The sequence below is a fragment of the Oscillospiraceae bacterium MB08-C2-2 genome, assembly GCA_035621215.1.
Lineage (GTDB): Bacteria > Bacillota > Clostridia > Oscillospirales > Ruminococcaceae > WRAV01.
Genome location: CP141729.1, coordinates 434,501 through 451,802 on the forward strand (window position 1 = coordinate 434,501; position 17,302 = coordinate 451,802).

General features: G+C 50.8%; 18 protein-coding genes. 16 read left to right on the forward strand and 2 right to left on the reverse strand.

Translation table 11 applies throughout. The features are described from left to right. Nucleotides 1-25 precede the first annotated feature (25 nt). Both U6B65_01830 and U6B65_01835 read right to left on the reverse strand, forming a co-directional pair. On the reverse strand, nt 26-1,648 hold the full coding sequence (locus U6B65_01830; GenBank protein WRS27892.1) for an FGGY-family carbohydrate kinase: 1,623 nt from the start codon (nt 1,646-1,648) through the stop codon (nt 26-28). A 291-nt stretch (nt 1,649-1,939) separates the two neighbouring features. Continuing rightward, complete coding sequence (locus U6B65_01835; GenBank protein WRS27893.1) at nt 1,940-2,995, reverse strand: GntR family transcriptional regulator; 1,056 nt, start codon at nt 2,993-2,995, stop codon at nt 1,940-1,942. A 907-nt stretch (nt 2,996-3,902) separates the two neighbouring features. Here U6B65_01835 and ruvC point away from each other — a divergent pair. The 16 genes from ruvC to dprA all read left to right on the forward strand — a co-directional run bounded on the left by ruvC (nt 3,903) and on the right by dprA (nt 17,291). Continuing rightward, nucleotides 3,903-4,412, forward strand: a complete 510-nt coding sequence (gene ruvC / locus U6B65_01840) for a crossover junction endodeoxyribonuclease RuvC (GenBank protein ID WRS27894.1) — start codon at nt 3,903-3,905, stop codon at nt 4,410-4,412. A 5-nt stretch (nt 4,413-4,417) separates the two neighbouring features. After that, complete coding sequence (ruvA, locus tag U6B65_01845; GenBank protein WRS27895.1) at nt 4,418-5,017, forward strand: Holliday junction branch migration protein RuvA; 600 nt, start codon at nt 4,418-4,420, stop codon at nt 5,015-5,017. A gap of 43 nt (nt 5,018-5,060) precedes the next feature. Further along, a complete protein-coding gene (ruvB, locus tag U6B65_01850; GenBank protein ID WRS27896.1) occupies nt 5,061-6,146 on the forward strand; it encodes a Holliday junction branch migration DNA helicase RuvB in 1,086 nt (361 codons plus the stop codon). 103 nt (nt 6,147-6,249) lie between these two features. Further along, the gene (glmM, locus tag U6B65_01855) at nt 6,250-7,632 is read left to right on the forward strand and encodes a phosphoglucosamine mutase (GenBank protein WRS27897.1); all 1,383 of its coding nucleotides are present in this window, start codon (nt 6,250-6,252) and stop codon (nt 7,630-7,632) included. After that, nucleotides 7,601-8,464 (forward strand): class I SAM-dependent methyltransferase, encoded by an 864-nt coding sequence (locus tag U6B65_01860; GenBank protein WRS27898.1) that lies wholly within the window; start codon nt 7,601-7,603, stop codon nt 8,462-8,464. The genes glmM and U6B65_01860 overlap by 32 nt, the downstream gene beginning before the upstream one ends. Before the next feature lie 7 nt (nt 8,465-8,471). Then, nucleotides 8,472-9,335 (forward strand): energy-coupling factor transporter ATPase, encoded by an 864-nt coding sequence (locus tag U6B65_01865; GenBank protein WRS27899.1) that lies wholly within the window; start codon nt 8,472-8,474, stop codon nt 9,333-9,335. A 133-nt stretch (nt 9,336-9,468) separates the two neighbouring features. After that, nucleotides 9,469-10,335 carry an energy-coupling factor transporter ATPase gene (locus tag U6B65_01870; protein ID WRS27900.1) on the forward strand — a complete coding sequence of 289 codons (867 nt, stop codon included), beginning with the start codon at nt 9,469-9,471 and terminating at the stop codon, nt 10,333-10,335. Then, a complete protein-coding gene (locus U6B65_01875) occupies nt 10,335-11,147 on the forward strand; it encodes an energy-coupling factor transporter transmembrane component T (protein WRS27901.1) in 813 nt (270 codons plus the stop codon). Before U6B65_01870 ends, U6B65_01875 begins: the two co-directional genes overlap by 1 nt. A gap of 15 nt (nt 11,148-11,162) precedes the next feature. Further along, nucleotides 11,163-11,903 carry a tRNA pseudouridine(38-40) synthase TruA gene (gene truA, locus U6B65_01880; protein WRS27902.1) on the forward strand — a complete coding sequence of 247 codons (741 nt, stop codon included), beginning with the start codon at nt 11,163-11,165 and terminating at the stop codon, nt 11,901-11,903. Between the two features lie 36 nt (nt 11,904-11,939). Further along, complete coding sequence (locus tag U6B65_01885; protein ID WRS27903.1) at nt 11,940-13,097, forward strand: DUF5711 family protein; 1,158 nt, start codon at nt 11,940-11,942, stop codon at nt 13,095-13,097. 28 nt (nt 13,098-13,125) lie between these two features. Continuing rightward, the gene (locus tag U6B65_01890) at nt 13,126-13,818 is read left to right on the forward strand and encodes a CvpA family protein (GenBank protein WRS27904.1); all 693 of its coding nucleotides are present in this window, start codon (nt 13,126-13,128) and stop codon (nt 13,816-13,818) included. A gap of 230 nt (nt 13,819-14,048) precedes the next feature. Further along, the gene (gene infC / locus U6B65_01895; protein ID WRS28896.1) at nt 14,049-14,582 is read left to right on the forward strand and encodes a translation initiation factor IF-3; all 534 of its coding nucleotides are present in this window, start codon (nt 14,049-14,051) and stop codon (nt 14,580-14,582) included. Between the two features lie 26 nt (nt 14,583-14,608). After that, nucleotides 14,609-14,806, forward strand: coding sequence for a 50S ribosomal protein L35 (rpmI, locus tag U6B65_01900; GenBank protein WRS27905.1), 198 nt, complete (start codon nt 14,609-14,611; stop codon nt 14,804-14,806). A gap of 45 nt (nt 14,807-14,851) precedes the next feature. Further along, nucleotides 14,852-15,208, forward strand: coding sequence for a 50S ribosomal protein L20 (gene rplT, locus U6B65_01905; protein ID WRS27906.1), 357 nt, complete (start codon nt 14,852-14,854; stop codon nt 15,206-15,208). Nucleotides 15,209-15,324: 116 nt separating this feature from the next. Continuing rightward, nucleotides 15,325-16,107 (forward strand): RNA methyltransferase, encoded by a 783-nt coding sequence (locus tag U6B65_01910; GenBank protein WRS28897.1) that lies wholly within the window; start codon nt 15,325-15,327, stop codon nt 16,105-16,107. Between the two features lie 20 nt (nt 16,108-16,127). Further along, on the forward strand, nt 16,128-17,291 hold the full coding sequence (gene dprA / locus U6B65_01915) for a DNA-processing protein DprA (protein WRS27907.1): 1,164 nt from the start codon (nt 16,128-16,130) through the stop codon (nt 17,289-17,291). Nucleotides 17,292-17,302: the final 11 nt, after the last annotated feature.

Sequence of the window (17,302 nt, forward strand, 5' to 3'; positions counted from 1 at the left end):
AATTTATTGGTGGTGCTTAAAAAATTTAGTCAAGATTTTCAACGGCTGCCCGCTGGATGGGCAAAGATTTGGTAAAGCGCTGCATATACCGGTTGAAGCCCTCCTGATCCGCCTGCTCCGGTTCTGCATGCAAACCGGAGGCGTCGGCAAAAACTCGATTGGCTAAGAAATCTTCCAGTGTTTCACCTCTTTTTTTCTGCATCATAAAGGCGGCCAGCAAAGCCATGCCCCATGGCCCGCCTTCACCGGCGGATTCCATGACTGTAATGGGAACATCCAGTGCGGCAGCCATCAGCTTTTGGCCCACCCCCTTTGTTTTAAACAGCCCGCCATGGCCATAGAGCTTGCGCAGGCGGACATTTTCCTTTTGCGTGAGAATGTTCATTCCGATTTTCAGCGTGGCCATGGTGGAGAAAAGAAGAGTGCGCATAAAATTAGCCAGCGAAAGGGTGCTGTCCGGCAGGCGGGCAAACAGAGGCCTGCCGTCTGTCAAATCGGTGATGGGTTCACCGGAAAAATAGTTGAAGCTAACTAAGCCCCCGCCATCCGGTGTGCCCTCCAGAGCCTTGAAATACAGCTCATCATAAAGCTTGGGCTTTTCTACCTGTGCGCCAAAGGTGCTTAAAACTTCGCCGAACAGCCGAACCCACGCATCCAGATCGGAGGTGCAGTTGTTGCAGTGAATCATGGCGGCGGGCTTGCCGGTGGGGGTGGCCACCATGTCAATTTCCGTGTATACCTCCGAAAGGGGATGCTCCAAAACCATGGTTGCAAATACGGAGGTTCCGGCGGAAACGTTGCCGGTGTTTTCCATAATGCTGTTGGTGGCAACCATGCCGGTGCCTGCATCGCCTTCCGGCGGGCACATGGGTATACCGGCTTGGAGCAGGCCGGTGGAATCCAGCAGTGCGGCGCCTTCGGCGGTCAGTGTTCCCCCACGTTCACCGGCACTGAGAACACAGGGCAGGATATTTTCCAGCCTCCAGCTCAGGCTAAGCCGAGAAAGTGTTTGATTGAATTTCTCCATCATATGGGAATCATATGTTTTCGATTGGCTATCCACAGGGAATATGCCGGAGGCCTCACCAATCCCAACTACCTTTTCGCCGCTGAGCTTCCAATGGACATAACCGGCCAGTGTAGTCATAAAGGCTATGTGGGAGATGTGAGGCTCTTTATTCAAAATAGCCTGATATAGGTGGGCGATGCTCCAACGCTGGGGAATATTAAAGGAAAAATTCCGAGTCAGCTTTTCAGCCGCCTGCCCGGTTGTGGTGTTTCTCCAAGTGCGAAAAGGGACAAGCTGGTTTCCTCCCTCATCAAACACAAGATAGCCATGCATCATGGCGGAAATACCGATGGCGCCAACCTGCTTGAGTTCTATACCCAGATTTTTTTGCAGATTGTCCGTAAGGCTGCAATAGCTGGACCGGATGCCTTTCCAGACATCATCCAAGTGATAGGTCCACAAATTATCTTCAAACTGGTTTTCCCAATCAAAGCTGCCGGATGCAATGGGCATGTGGTCCTCACCGATCAAAACCGATTTAATGCGGGTGGAACCTAGTTCGATTCCCAAATAAGTTTTTCCTGAAAGAATCGACTCCATGGCGGTATCCCAGCAATCCGTCTGCTTGGCTTGATTCATGCAATCACCTCATATTGAACTAGCGTTTTTTAAGTTTGTGCCTTCATGTGAAATAGACCTTTTGAAACATGAAATGGATAGATTATATATATACAAGTTTTTTTAATTTTAATGTATTTGTATTTATTTTACAATACAGATTATAAACTAAAAAAAGAAAAAACTTTTGTGTCTTTTGTCTTATGCTTCTGAAATGCAAACGGAGAGAGGGAAAGAGCCGCCCTCATACGATGCCCTATAAACAAAAAAGCACCGCCCCATTTTAAGAGGCGGTGCTTTAAGAATATAAGATTAAGTGCTTTTCTTTTCGGTAATAGTCCAAGGAAGCACTGTGGAGCTTTGAGGTATGCCGTGAATAAGGTTAAGCAGCTTTTCAGCTGCCAGCATTCCGGTTTGCTTTTTGTGCTGGGAACAGGAAGTGATTTTAACTGAGGCCAGTTCGCTGTAAATGCTGTTATCAAAGCTGATAATGGCCACATCCTCCGGTATTGCTTTGCCTGCATCCTGTAGGATAGAGAGCACCTGAACCCCAACCTCATCGTTGTAGCAGACAACGGCGGTGCAATCCCCTATAATCTCCAAAGCGCTGGAAGAGATCAGGCTTTTTCTACTTTCGGTAGTATACCATAAAATGTGATCGTCATTGATTGGCAGGCCGTTTTTTTTCAAAGCGTTGATGTAGCCTGCATACCGCCGGTGACCCTGAATATCATCGCTCTTAAAAAGGCCCGCAATTTTTTTGTGGCCCTTATTAATCAGAAAATTGGTGGCTTGTTCGCCTCCCTCAAAGTCATTAGCGATCACGTAGATAGGGTTTTTCAAATCCGGATAGTAGCCGTGGACAAATACAATGGGAATACCCAAATTATAAAACTTCTGATACAAGTCAATGTTGGGGTTGGGCAAAGCTGTTTTAGTGCCCTCAATAATAAGCCCATCAAGATTTTTGCCGAGGAAATCCTCAAGGAGCTTTCGCTCGTTATCCACCCGGTTTTTAGTGGCGGAAATGATAGGAGAATAGTTGTTTTGAGCCAATATTTCTTCAATTCCACGCAGAATATCCGGGAAGATATATTCGCTAATATAGGTGGTAATAACAGCAACATTGCGGCTTTGTTCCCTATGAGCAGTCACTTTGGTAACTATTGAACCGCTGCCCTGCCTGCGTTCAATGAGGCCTTCGGTTTCCAATAGAGCAAGTGCCTGACGCACAGTTTGGCGGCTCAGAGAAGAGGTAACTCCCAACTCGTTTTCCGATGGCAGGCGCTGACCGACTTGATAGTCACCCGAAAGAATATCACTCCGGAGCCGGTCTGCAAGCTGTTGATATTTAGCAGGTTGTTTCATTCTATCGCACCATTCCAACAAAATGTTACAGAAGCATATCAAACAAGCTGTCATGCTTCTGTATATGGATATTTTTATCCAGCTTTTAGTCAAAAGTCTGTTTAACAAATAACAGTATATACTTAAATTGTATCATACAGGCTTCAAAAAGCAAGGTTATTTGACACTTATTATACAAATTAATTTTCAGTGGTATTTTCTAAGTCTAATTTATCAAGTCAAAAAATGTGGAAATAAACAAAAAACCTATTAAATATAAATTTAAGTTTAAAACTATTTACTTGTATTTTAGAAGAACTTAGTGCTGATATAGATTTAACCTGTACGGATAAATTACAGAGATAACGCAAGGGGATCAGAATGAATACAAGTTGTGTTAGCACAATAGGATAAACGGAGGCGAGCAAGATGGAGCAGGAAAGGGTACCCTTTCGCAGCCAGGCGCGAGATGTTCTACAGCATCGTTGCCAAAATGAAGCAGGAGAATGAAACAGTTATTTTATATCCCACGATCTGGAGCAGGCAGCCGGCAAGTGTAATACCATCTTGGTTATGCGGAATATGCAAATAAATACGGTAAGCATATTTGCTGATTATTTCATAAAATCCATGTGCGATTTTAAAATGTACTTTATTTATCCGCTATCAAAGCATCCCGACAGCGGAAAATGCAGCCTGCCTATATGCTTTTTCTTGGTTTTATATGAGCGGCGGTGATCTCAAGGGGTCACAATTGTGTTGTTTGTAGCGGGAGGATATGGTATAATGTCTGATAACACAGACATTATACCACTCTATGCACAGGTGTAAGGTTGATTTTTATGCCCCGCATAAGGTCATGGGCAATGAGGCTGTAGTGCTTTGTTTTTACAGCGTAAGTGTTATTTAATATTGGAGAACAGTGCCATTGATTATTATGGGAATTGACCCGGGCTATGCCATTGTGGGGTACGGTGTGGTGGATTATACCGCCGGGCACCGATTCCGGCCTGTGGCCTATGGTGCCATTATTACAGAAGCGGATACGCCTTTTGAACAGCGGCTGGAACACATTTGGGACCGGCTGGTTTTTTTGCTGTCTAAATACAAACCCAAAGAAATAGCGGTGGAAAAGCTGTATTTCACCACCAACCAAAAAACCGCCATACAGGTTGCACAAGCCCGTGGGGTGATTTTGCTGGCGGCAGTCAAAGCGGGGGTTGAAGTCTATGAATATACCCCTTTGCAGGTCAAGCAGTCGGTGGTGGGTTATGGCAAAGCAGAAAAAAATCAGGTGATGCAAATGACCAAATCCCTGCTGGGGCTGGAGCAAATCCCCAAGCCGGATGATGCCGCCGATGCCCTTGCCATTGCCATTTGCCACAGCCATACATCAGGTTCCAGAGTGAACATGAAAAATCTGCTCTATAGGGGGTAAGAATAATGTTTTACAGCCTGCGTGGAACGCTCCTTTTTTATGATACAACCACGGCCGTAGTGGAATGCGGTGGAGTGGGCTACAGCTGTCTGACCACTCTTTCCACCCTTCAAAGCCTGCCCCGGGCAGGGGAAGAGGTTATCCTCTATACTTGGCTCAGCGTACGGGAAAATGCAGTGGATTTATACGGCTTTGCCGATTTAGGCGAGCTGGATTGTTTTAAAATGCTTATTGGTGTTACTGGAGTGGGGCCGAAGGTGGGAGTTTCTATCCTTTCTGCTCTTTCGCCGGAGCGGTTGGCTCTAGCTGTGGCTGGTGGGGATTACAAATCCATTACCGCCGCACAGGGCGTTGGTCCCAAGCTGGCTCAGAGAATTGTGCTGGAGCTGAAAGATAAGGTGAAAAACAGCGACGTGGCTAAAGGTGCCACCCAGCTGCCCGGCAACTTGAATCTGGATGCAGGCAATGCGGCCGAGGCTATCAGTGCGCTGGTGGTGCTGGGCTATGGACAATCGGATGCCGCCGGTGTCATTGCCCGGCTGGATCCGGCCACATCGGTTTCGGATATGGTTAAGGCCGGGCTCAAGGCACTGGCCGGACGATAAAGGATTGGCAAAATAAATAGGGCGGGAAAGCAGGGAGAACGCTATGCCTGATATTGAGATGGATTTTGAAAGCAGAATGACCGAGCCGGAGTATATCCCGGAGGATGCGGCAGTGGAAACCTCACTGCGTCCCAAAACCCTCGGCGAATACATTGGGCAGGTCAAAGCCAAGGAAAACCTTTCAGTATTCATTGAGGCGGCCCGCCAACGTGGGGATTGCCTGGATCATGTGCTGCTCTATGGGCCTCCCGGTCTGGGAAAAACCACTCTTTCGGGTATTATCGCCAATGAAATGTCGGTGAACATCCGGGTTACTTCCGGCCCTGCCATTGAAAAGCCGGGGGATTTGGCGGCTCTGCTGACTAATTTATCCCACGGGGATATTTTGTTTATCGATGAGATACATCGGCTTTCCCGGGCGGTGGAAGAGGTTCTTTACCCCGCCATGGAGGATTATGCCTTGGATATTATCATCGGAAAAGGCCCCTCCGCCCGTTCCATCCGCATCGATCTGCCCCGGTTCACCCTTGTGGGAGCGACTACCCGGGCGGGGCAGTTGACCGCCCCTTTGCGGGATCGCTTTGGTGTTGTTCTGCGCTTGGAATTGTATAATGTAGAGGAGTTGGCCTCCATTGTTCGCCGCAGTGCCGGTCTGCTGGAGATTTCCACCGATGAACAGGGTGCCCAAGAACTGGCACGTCGGAGCCGGGGAACCCCCCGTATTGCCAACCGCTTGCTCAAACGGGTGCGGGATTTTGCACAGGTGCTGGGGGATGGGATCATCACCCGGGATATTGCCGCCGTGGCGCTGGACAGGCTGGAAATTGACCAACTGGGTCTGGATTCCCTTGACCGCCGCCTGCTGGCGACCATTATCCGCAACTATGCGGGCGGCCCTGTAGGGCTGGAAACCTTGGCAGCGGCAGTTGGTGAGGAATCGGTCACCTTAGAGGATGTATGCGAGCCGTATCTGATGCAGATCGGCTTCTTGAGCAAGACCCCCCGAGGCCGGGTGGTGACCGAGCTGGCTTATCGGCATTTGGGAATCACCCCCAAGAATTCCGGGGCCTATGAACAGCTCAACCTGATGGGGGATATTTTACAGGAAAGCCCCGGTGACGTGGAGTAACCGGAACAGGCTTCTTTTGGAGCAAACTCTGCTGGCTTTGCATAAGCTGAAAAAGATGCATTTTCTGCAAAAAGCCGGTATTTTTATAAAGGAGTGACTGAAAATGGGCAGAATTTTCGGAACCGACGGCGCTCGTGGAGTAGCCAATACAGAGATCAGCTGCCAGCTTGCTATGAACATCGGCCGGGCTATGGCGATGGTTCTGGCTGAACGCATTGGAAAACGCCCCACCATTTTAATTGGCAAGGATACTCGTATTTCCTCCGACATGCTGGAGGCCGCACTGACAGCCGGGGTTAGTTCGGTGGGAGCGGATGTGATTGTGGCGGGGGTTCTCCCTACACCGGCGGTGGCTTTTTTGATTACCAATGCGCATGCGGATGGGGGCATTATGATTTCCGCCTCCCATAACCCTTATGAATTCAACGGCATTAAAATTTTTGGCAACGAGGGCTACAAGCTCACCGATGAAGAAGAATTTGAAATTGAAGAGATCATTCTCGATAAGGTAAAGCCCTATTCTCTGCGGTGGGGCTGGGAGCTTGGGCGGATCACACGGGATGAAACCCTGTGGGAAAAATACATCCAGTATCTTTCCAGTACCATAGAAGGGGATTTAAGCGGCCTGCGGGTGGTGGTGGATTGCTCCAACGGCAGCGCCAGTGCAACAGCGGCTCACCTTTTTGATAAGCTGGGCTGTGATGTCACCATTCTCAACAATCAGCCAAATGGTGTCAACATCAACCGGGATTGCGGTTCCACCCACATTGAAAAGCTGGCCGAAGTTGTCCGAGAGAATGGTTATGATGTGGGCGTTGCCTTTGATGGGGATGCCGACCGGTGCTTGGCAGTAGATGAAACCGGCCATATAGTGGATGGTGATGTCATGATGGCCATTATGGCCACTCACCTGAAAAAGCAAGGGAAGCTGGTTAACAACACTATAGTGGCCACCGTTATGAGCAACATGGGGCTTCTGCGCTTTGCCCGGGAAAACGGCTTTGTTGTGGAAACCACCAAAGTAGGCGACCGCTATGTGCTGGAAACCATGCTGAAAAAGGGCTACAATCTAGGCGGTGAGCAGTCCGGGCACATGATTCTTCACGACCACATGACCAGCGGAGATGGCCAGCTGACCGCTATTCAGCTTCTTTCGGTTATGAAGCAAACGGGCAAAAAGCTCTCGGAGCTTTCCGGCGTTATGACCGTGTATCCGCAGGTGATGCTGGGCTTCCGGGCCGATTCGGTGATGAAATCCAAGCTGGATGTGGATGCAGGCGCCCTTAAAATCATCCAAAAGGCCAAGGATCAATTGGGCGAAAACGGCCGTGTGCTGATTCGGGCTTCCGGCACAGAGCCTTTGATCCGGGTCATGCTGGAAGGGGAAAGCCTGGAGGAAATTACCTCCCTTGCTCAGGAAACAGCCGCAAATCTGGAGGAGAGATTATCCAACAATGAGGATTGCAAAAAACTGGAAGGATTTTGAAATACTGGATACCACACAGGGGGAAAAGCTGGAGCGTTGGGGAGAGTTCCTCCTCATACGCCCTGACCCCCAGATTATATGGACACCGGAAAAATCCCCCATTTGGCAAAAGGCGGCGGCCAGCTACCGCCGCTCCAATTCCGGGGGAGGGGAGTGGCAATACCGCAAGAAGCTCCCCGAGGGCTGGACTGTGGATTACGATAAGCTTCGGTTCCACATCCGCCCCACTGGCTTCAAGCACACGGGACTGTTCCCGGAGCAGGCGGTCAACTGGGATTATATGTCAGATAAAATCAAGGCTGCGGGCCGGCCTATCCGGGTGCTGAACCTTTTTGCCTACACTGGCGGGGCAACTCTTGCCTGTGCGGCGGCAGGTGCCAGTGTCTGCCATGTGGATGCCTCCAAGGGGATGGTGAGCTGGGCACGTGAGAATGCCGCCCTTGCCGGTCTTTCGGACAGGCCCATCCGCTGGATTATAGAGGACTGCAAAAAGTTTGTGGAGCGTGAGCTTCGCCGAGGCAGTACCTACGATGCCATTCTCATGGACCCACCTTCTTATGGGCGGGGCCCCACCGGTGAGGTGTGGAAGCTGGAATCTGCCGTTTATGAGCTGGTGGCACTCTGCGCCGGCCTGCTCAGCGAAAATCCACTGTTTTTCCTGCTCAACTCCTACACCACGGGGCTTTCCCCCTCGGTAATGGAATATATATTGGGCATACTTTTACAGAAAAGAATGACCGGAACACTCAGCTCGGCGGAAATCGGCCTGCCAGTTTCCGCCAGCGGCATGAATTTGCCCTGCGGAAGCACTGCCATTTGGGAAAGGGACTAACAACACCATGGATAACATCATCACCTGCAAAAACATCACCTACCGCTATGGTTCACCCGAGGAAGAGCACCCGCCCGCACCTCCTGTGTTTGAAAACCTAAGCCTTTCCATCGGGCGGGGGGAATTTGTGGCGATTCTGGGGCATAACGGTTCGGGTAAATCCACCCTTGCCAAGCATTTCAATGGGATATTTCTGCCCAGCGAGGGGCAGGTTCTGGTGGATGGCATGGATACGGCAGATGCCGACCGGCTCATGGAAATCCGCAGCCATGTGGGCATGGTATTTCAAAACCCCGATAACCAGATTGTGGCCACTGTGGTGGAGGAAGATGTTGCCTTTGCCCTTGAGAATATGGGGGTTCCCCCTGCCAAAATCCGTGAGCGGGTGGATGCCGCTCTGCATTCGGTGGGTATGTATAAATACCGCCTCCACGCACCCCACCGGCTTTCCGGCGGACAGAAGCAGCGGGTTGCCATTGCAGGCATCATCGCCATGCGCCCCCAGTGCGTGGTGCTGGACGAGCCCACCGCCATGCTTGACCCAAGAGGGCGGCAGGAGGTGCTGGCCACCATCCGCAAGCTGAATCAGGAATTCGGCAACACGGTTGCGCTGATTACCCACTATATGGACGAGGCCGCTCAGGCTGACCGGGTGGTGGTAATGGATGGCGGCAAAATCATACTGGATGGCCCGCCACATCAGGTGTTTTCTAATGTGGAGCAGCTCAAATCGGTGGGGCTGGATGTTCCTCAGGCCACCGAGCTTGCGGATATTCTCTATCAGGCCGGTTATCCCATTTCCCGCCAGATCATCACCGAGCAGGAATGTATAGAGGCTTTGGCGGCTTTGCTGGGCCAAAAGGGCTCTTAACAGCTTTCAGGATAAAATGCACCAAAATATGTATGCCTTTTGTGTTATACTCATTCTGCTTCCCGGCGGGCGCTGAAATGATGTGCAAAAAAGGCTTTGCAGGCAAACCATAAGCCCCGGGAGGTATTGCTACTTGGCCATCATCAAGACAGAAAACTTAACCTATATCTATTCGGCTGGAACCCCCTTTGAAAGGGCGGCGATCCAAGACATTAACCTTGAAATACAAAAAGGGGATTTTGTCGGCCTTATTGGGCATACTGGCTCGGGTAAATCCACCCTGATTCAGCATTTTAACGGGCTTTTGGCTCCGGCCTCCGGTAAAATCTACATCGATGGGGAGGATATCTGGGCAAAGCCCAAAGAAATCCGCCGCTTTCGCTTCAAGGTGGGGCTGGTTTTTCAGTACCCCGAATACCAGCTTTTTGAAGAAACCGTCTACAAGGATATTGCCTTCGGCCCTCTGAATATGGGGCTCTCTTCTCAGGAGGTGGATGACCGTATCCGCCGGGCGGCCCATTTTGTGGAGCTTTCCCCGGAGCTGTTTGAAAAATCCCCCTTTGAGCTTTCCGGCGGTCAAAAGCGCCGGGTAGCACTGGCAGGGGTTCTGGCCATGGAGCCGGATATTCTGGTGTTGGACGAGCCCACTGCCGGCCTTGACCCAAAAGGGCGGGATACCATTCTCACCGAGATTCAGCGGTATCATGAGCAGAGGGGCACCACCGTTGTGTTGGTTTCCCACTCCATGGAGGATATTGCCCGCTTTGCCAAAAAGGTGCTGGTTATGCGGGATGCGCAGATCAGCTATTTTGAGGATGTCAGCCAAGTGTTTACCCACGCCGCCCAGTTGGAGGAAATGGGGCTTACCGTTCCGCAGGTTACCCGCATATTCGGTGAGCTGCACCGGCGGGGCTTTGCCGTGGAGCCCAATACCTATACCATTGAGCAGGCCAAGGCACAGCTTCTGGCGCTCATGCAATCCAAAGGGGAGGTGAAGTAATGCTCAAGGATATTACCATCGGGCAGTATTTCCCCGGAGATTCCCCTCTCCACAGGCTTGACCCCAGAGTCAAGCTGCTGCTGGCCACCGCTTATGTGGTGCTTTTGTTTATGGTGAAGAATCCCATCGGTATGCTTGTGGGCATCTTTTTTCTGCTGTTTACCTACCCCTTGGGAAAAATCCCCCTGAATATGATCGGCAAAAGCCTTAAGCCGGTGATTCCGGTGGTGCTTTTTACGGCCATATTGAATATGTTTTTTGTAACCGGTGAGCCGGTGCTGGATTGGTGGTTCATTACCATCACCCGGGAAGGCATTTCCACCGCTGTGTTGATGTCGGTGCGCATTATCTGCCTCATTGCCGGAACCTCTCTCATGACCTATACCACCTCGCCCATTGCCCTTACCGATGCCATTGAGCGGCTTTTTTCGCCTCTCAAGCGCCTCAAGGTGCCGGTGCATGAGGTGGCGATGATGATGACCATTGCCCTGCGTTTTATTCCCACCCTTCTGGAAGAAACGGATAAGATTATGTCCGCCCAGAAGGCTCGGGGTGCGGATTTGGAATCGGGCGGGCTGATTAAGCGGGCCAAGGCACTGATGCCGATTTTGATTCCTCTGTTTGTTTCTGCTTTTCGCCGGGCGGATGAGCTGGCTATGGCTATGGAATGCCGGTGTTATCAGGGCGGGGAAGGGCGCACCCGTATGAAGCAGCTTCACCTTTCCTTCCGGGATTTGGTAGCGGCCGCTTTTATGATAGCCTGTATTTTTGCAGTAATCGGGTTCAATCTTTGGGCCCCTGTCCTTTTTTAGCCTATGCGGAATCTTTTGATTACCCTGCGCTATTGCGGGACACGATTTCATGGCTTTCAGGTACAGAAAAATGCCCTTTCGGTTCAGGAAGCCTTTCAGGACAGTGTAGAGCAGATTTTGGGCAATCGCCCCGATATCAAGGGCTGCTCCCGCACCGATGCAGGGGTGCATGCCAATATGTTTTGCCTTTCCATGCTGTGTGAAAGCGCCATTCCCTGTGATAAGCTGGTGCTGGCTCTCAACCGTTATCTGCCCGAGGATGTGGCGGTGACCGCCTGCCGGGATATGCCGCTGGATTTTCACGCCCGGTATGACTGCACAGGCAAGCGCTATGTTTACCGCATCCTCAACAGCCGGGTCAAGGACCCCTTTTCCCCCGGGCTCAGCTACCGCTGGCCTCATCCGCTGGATGAAGCGGCTCTCAGCCGGGAAGCGGCGGATTATGTGGGAACCTATGATTTTTCCAGTTTCTGCTCCACAGGCGGGGATTTGGAGGATCGGGTGCGGACCATTTACAGCGCCAAGGTGACCCGGCAGGGGGAATATATCCACTTCACTGTTACCGGGGATGGCTTTCTTTACAATATGGTGCGCATTATGGCGGGCACGCTTCTGTTTATTTCAATGGGGCGGATTCCTTGGGGTGGCATACCGGAAATTATCCAAAGCAAAAACCGGGAGCTGGCCGGTAAAACCATGCCTGCACAGGGGCTTTTTTTGGATGAGGTTTTTTACGATGACCGGGTCAGGCTGTAGCGGAACCGGATTAATTGAGGCTGATGGAGCGGTTTGATGGCTAACACAACGGATTTTCAAAAACTGCGAAAAAAACGGCAGCGCAAAGAAACCCTCAAACGGATTTTGATTCTGGGTGGGGTTGCCTTGGCTTTGGCCAGTGTGGTTTTTCTCAACAGCTATCTGATTGATATTGGCGCAACCACCCACCTGAGCGATTATATCAGCTCACTGGGCGGGGGAGGCTATCCGGTTTCGGTTCCGGGCGGGGAGATTATAAGCGTGGAGGGGCTGGATACCGATCTGGCCGTGCTCAATGATACCAATCTGTATATTTACAGCCCCAAGGGTAAAATCATCAGCAGCGTTCAGCAGATGAATTCCAATTCCATTATGGACGTGGGCGGCAAGCGAGTTCTGACTTATTCCATCGGCTCAAAAAGGCTTGCAATCCACAGCCGTTCTCAAGAGGTTTTTGCACAGGATTTTCCTTTCGGAGTGCAGTATGCCTCGATGAATGAGCAGGGCTATTTTGCGGTGGTTACCTCCTCACAGCAGTATGTTTCGCAGGTGCTGGTCTATGACAGCTCCTTTAAGGAGATATACCAGTTTTTTTCCGCTGAGAACATTGTCACCGGGGTATCGGTTTCACCTTCCGGCAAAATGCTGGCGGTGGCCTGCCTCAACACCCAGAATGGCATGCTGCAATCGGTGCTCTATTTGTATCGGCTCAACGCCGAAAAAGAAGTGGCTAAAATCCTTTTGACTGAAGAATTGATTTTGAATGTGGATTTTGCCGAGGATAAGCGCATTTCGGTGGTAACCGATAAAAGCTGGGTCAATTTCTCCGACACCGGGCTGGAGCTGAACCGCTATTCCTTTGAAGATCAGCCTCTGATATCCTTCCGCTCACAGGGCAAAAACATGCTGTTCCTGCTGGGGCAATATAAAGATACCCGCAGCCAGGATTTGGCTGTGGTGGATACGGCCGGTATCCAGCGTGCGGGGCTGCACAGCTCCGACCGCATCCGGGATATGGCCTTGGATTCTAAAAATATCTACCTGCTCTATGACGATGGGCTTTATACTTATAACTACGATTTCAACGAGACCTCTGCATTTCACACCCGTAATATCAGCCGCATTGTACCGGTTAAAAACAGGCTCTATTACCTGACCGACGAAGAAATAGCGGTGCTGGGATTGCAACCGTGAAAAGGGAGCGAAAACCCGGGAGGGAACGATGACACAATATACTTGGCTGCTATGGGATGCTTTGGCGGTGCTGGTGCTCATTTGGGCCGTGGAAAAAGCGGCACGCAAGGGCTTTGTCCGAGCGGTGCTGGAGCTGTTGAGCTGTGTTGTGGCCGCTATGCTTTCTCAATATTGTGCACCGCTGCTGGCCCCACGGCTGTATGAATGGTTTGGCCGTGATCTGGCCCGGATGGCAGTGGAAAAGCAGATTGAAAGCTCCGGTCTGCTGGATGGCGTAGGTGGGCTTGCCCAGTCGGTCACCGGTATGCTGGGGGGGCTTTTGCGCTATGGCGGCGGTGTGCCGAAGGATTTCATTATCCCATCCACAACCCGGGAGGCGGCGGAGCTGCTGGTGGATCAGGTGCTTGCAGAGCCTTTGATGACTTTGCTCCAATCCTTGAGCTTTATGCTTATTTTTTCTTTGGCTTTGTTTATTCTGCGGCGGTTCTCAGGGCTGCTTTCTTTTGTGCAGTATCTGCCGGTGGTGGGCACGGTCAACACCTTTTTGGGCGGTGTTATGGGAGTGGCGCAAGGGCTGATTTATCTGCTGCTTTTGGCTCTGGGGCTGTATTTTGTGATTCTCATCACCGGGGGAGATGCCCGCTGGCTCAGCCCGGAGATCGTAGACCAAACCTTTGTGGTTCGGTTTTTTTATAGTTTCCTCCATTTAAAGCTGCCTTAAAAAAGGCGGACTGATCCCCCTTGACAAACTTTCGGTTATCTGATAAAATAAATTAAAACAAAGCAGAACAGATTGATTCGGTTCTCACCCGTTGGCCACTTTGCCACACGCGGTCAATATGATTTTTATCTTGCCGTTTTTGGCGGTCGGATATTTTGTATTGTCAGCGCAGGCGAAGTATCGTCTGTGCTTTTGTATTTGTTTGAGCCGCTTTGCGGCTAACTGTGATTTTGGAGGTGCTTACTATTAAGGAATTGCTTATCAATGAGGAGATTCGTGATAAGGAGGTCAGGCTTGTTGGTGTAAACAGCGAGCAGCTGGGCATTGTTTCTCTTGAAACAGCCATGCAGATCGCCAACGAAAAGAATCTGGATCTTGTGAAGATTGCTCCTCAGGCCGAACCCCCTGTGTGCCGCGTTATGGATTACGGTAAATACCGGTTCGAAGAGGCCAAGCGCACGAAGGATGCCCGTAAAAACCAGAAGGTCATCGAAACCAAGGAAGTGCGGCTTTCTTTGAATATCGATACACACGATTTTGAAACTAAGCTGAAAAACGCTTTGAAGTTTTTGGGCAACGGTGATAAGGTCAAGGTATCAATTCGTTTTCGGGGCAGAGAAATGGCTCACCCAGAGATTGGCCAGGGGATGATGAAGCGCTTTGCCGAGGCTTGTGCTGAGGTGGGGACTATTGATAGGCTGCCGAAAATGGAAGGCCGCAGCATGGTAATGTTTATTACCTCTAAAATTGCGAAAGCCAAGTAGATTTATCTAAAAGGGAGGAACCACTCATGCCGAAGTTGAAAACCCACAGTGGTGCAAAAAAACGCTTTAACCTCACCAAGAATGGCAAGGTTAAAAGAGCACAGGCATACAAACGCCACATTCTTAACAAAAAGACCACCAAGCGCAAGAGATTGCTTCGCAAGGCCGCTTATGCCGATGTAACCAACGCAAAGGTCGTCAAGTTGCTGATTCCGTATAAATAAGCCTTGACACACTACGTTTAAAACCACATTAGGGAGGTATTCGTTATGGCTCGTGTTAAGGGAGCAATGATGACTCGCAAGAGAAGGAAAAAAGTATTAAAACTGGCAAAAGGTTATTATGGAGCGAAAAGCACCCATTTTAAAATGGCCAAACAGGCTGTTTATAAATCTGGTCAGTATGCCTATATCGGAAGAAAGCAGAAAAAGAGAAACTTCCGTCAGCTGTGGATCACCCGTATTTCTGCCGCCTGCAAAATGAACGGCATGAACTACTCCACCTTTATGAATGGTCTGAAAATTGCTGGTGTAACCCTCAACCGCAAAATGATTTCGGAAATTGCCATTCATGATGCCGCTGCTTTCACCGCTTTGGTGGAAAAAGCAAAAGCTGCCCGCGCCTAAATATAGCTTGTAAAACGCTCGAGTCACTATGAATCGGGCGTATTTCATTATTTGGTTGATTCACTTGCAAACACGCAAGTTGGAGACATGGTTAGGAGTTTTTTTCTTTGGAAACCGTGACATCCCGGGATAACGCTCAAGTCAAGGAGATTGTTCGGCTGCTGGGCCAAAAAAAGCAGCGGGAAAATACCGGCCTCTTTGTTACCGAAGGGGTCAAGCTTTCTTTGGAGGCCTTGGAAAGTGGGCTGCATTTGGAATCAGTCTGCATGACCCCGCAGGCCGCCGAAAAGCACCGGGAGCTGGAACCATTGAAAGCCGCCGGTGCTCACACCCTGTTTATAGCCAAGGAGCTGGCCCTGCGGATATCCGATACTCGGACTCCTCAGGGCGTTTTCTGCATCTGGAAACAGCGTCCTCACACGGAGGCGGATATCCTCCTAAAGGAAAATGGACGCTACTTGATTTTATGTTCCCTGCAAGACCCGGGAAATATGGGAACTGTTTTGCGCACCAGCGAGGCCTTTGGGGTGGATGGTGTTTTTATCTCCTCCGATTGCCCTGATCTTTACAGCCCCAAGGTGCTCAGAGGCGCTATGGGGGGGATTTTTCGTTTGCCTATCGCTCTTTGCCCGGACATGCCTGCTTTGCTGGAACGCCTTGCCCAAAAAGGCGTGGCGCTGTATGCTTCGGCACTGAGCCAAGAGGCACAGTCCCTTCCCCAGATGACCTTTCAGGGGAGCTGCGGTCTGCTCATCGGCAACGAGGGCAACGGACTTTCGCAGGAGCTGCTGGAAAGGTGCTCTCATCAGGTGATGATCCCCATGGCGGGGCGTGCTGAATCCCTCAACGCCGGTGTGGCTGCGGGAATTCTGCTGTGGGAGATGTGCGACCACCGATAATCAGCAAGGAGGAAAAAGACATGACCAATCAGGCATACTGGGTTTGGTTTCAGCTTGTATTCGGGATTGGAACCCGGCGAGCCGAGCTTTTTCTTCACTATTTTAGTCATCCCGGCGAAATTTTGGATGGCCTTCGCTCAGGTGGTCAAGTCACCGCTATGCTCACCGCAAAGGAACGCTCTCTTTCTGTGCTCTGCCAAGAAAAAGCGGAAAACATCTGTGCCCGCACCCTGAAAAAAGGCTGCGACATCATCACGCCGGATCACCCTCTTTATCCCAGCCGGCTGCGGTATATTTATTCCCATCCTGCGGCGTTGTATGTCAAGGGAGATTTGAGCTGCTTGGCTGATTCCCTTTGCATCGGCATGGTGGGAACCCGCAAGCACAGTGCCTACGGTGAACGGGCCGCCTGGGAAATCAGTCGGGGGCTGGCCGCCAGCGGCGCGGTGATTGTCAGCGGATTGGCCAAAGGAATTGATACCATTTGCCACAGTGCTGCACTGGAGGCTGGCGGAAAAACCATTGGTGTGCTGGGCTGCGGCATTGATGTGGATTATCCCAAGGGGAGTGGAGTCCTGAAAAGGGCTATGAGCCAAAATGGTGCGGTGGTTACCGAATATCCACTGGGAATGCCGCCTATATCGCCTCATTTCCCTGTACGAAATCGTTTGGTTTCCGGCATGTCCCACGGTGTGGTGGTGGTTGAAGCAAATTTGCGCAGCGGTTCTTTGATTACCGCCAATCACGCATTGGAGCAGGGCCGGGATGTTTTTGCTGTTCCCGGTGATATTTTTTCCGGCTGCTCCAAGGGCTGCAACAAGCTCATTGGCGAAGGTGCCCGAATCGTGACCACGGCAGCGGATGTTTGGGCGGAATATAAGGAGTTCACAGCCGAAAAACCTGTGGAGCATATGTATAAATTCGAGCAAATGGGGTTTTCTATTAACAATGCACCTGCAAACGAAGAAATGCCGCTGTCTCAAAAGCAGCCATTGCCTTTGCCGCAGGAGCTGGGCGAATCGGCTCGTTTGATCTATGAGCAGATTCACAGCGACCCGGTGAGCATAGACGAAATCGCCGCACAGGTGGATTTGGAAATAGGAATCATTCTGTCGGCATTGACGGAACTTGAAATTTATGGTTTAATTCAGGGGTATCCCGGCAGACGGTTTTCCCTTGTCTGATCAGTGGGCAG

What these genes read in the sequence shown, in the direction of transcription:
- U6B65_01830 (WRS27892.1), bottom strand. Translation starts at nt 1,648, where the DNA reads ATGAATCAAGCCAAGCAGACGGATTGCTGGGATACCGCCATGGAGTCG.
- U6B65_01835 (WRS27893.1), bottom strand. Translation starts at nt 2,995, where the DNA reads ATGAAACAACCTGCTAAATATCAACAGCTTGCAGACCGGCTCCGGAGT.
- ruvA (WRS27895.1), top strand. Translation starts at nt 4,418, where the DNA reads ATGTTTTACAGCCTGCGTGGAACGCTCCTTTTTTATGATACAACCACG.
- ruvB (WRS27896.1), top strand. Translation starts at nt 5,061, where the DNA reads ATGCCTGATATTGAGATGGATTTTGAAAGCAGAATGACCGAGCCGGAG.
- glmM (WRS27897.1), top strand. Translation starts at nt 6,250, where the DNA reads ATGGGCAGAATTTTCGGAACCGACGGCGCTCGTGGAGTAGCCAATACA.
- U6B65_01860 (WRS27898.1), top strand. Translation starts at nt 7,601, where the DNA reads ATGAGGATTGCAAAAAACTGGAAGGATTTTGAAATACTGGATACCACA.
- U6B65_01865 (WRS27899.1), top strand. Translation starts at nt 8,472, where the DNA reads ATGGATAACATCATCACCTGCAAAAACATCACCTACCGCTATGGTTCA.
- U6B65_01875 (WRS27901.1), top strand. Translation starts at nt 10,335, where the DNA reads ATGCTCAAGGATATTACCATCGGGCAGTATTTCCCCGGAGATTCCCCT.
- U6B65_01885 (WRS27903.1), top strand. Translation starts at nt 11,940, where the DNA reads ATGGCTAACACAACGGATTTTCAAAAACTGCGAAAAAAACGGCAGCGC.
- U6B65_01890 (WRS27904.1), top strand. Translation starts at nt 13,126, where the DNA reads ATGACACAATATACTTGGCTGCTATGGGATGCTTTGGCGGTGCTGGTG.
- rpmI (WRS27905.1), top strand. Translation starts at nt 14,609, where the DNA reads ATGCCGAAGTTGAAAACCCACAGTGGTGCAAAAAAACGCTTTAACCTC.
- rplT (WRS27906.1), top strand. Translation starts at nt 14,852, where the DNA reads ATGGCTCGTGTTAAGGGAGCAATGATGACTCGCAAGAGAAGGAAAAAA.
- dprA (WRS27907.1), top strand. Translation starts at nt 16,128, where the DNA reads ATGACCAATCAGGCATACTGGGTTTGGTTTCAGCTTGTATTCGGGATT.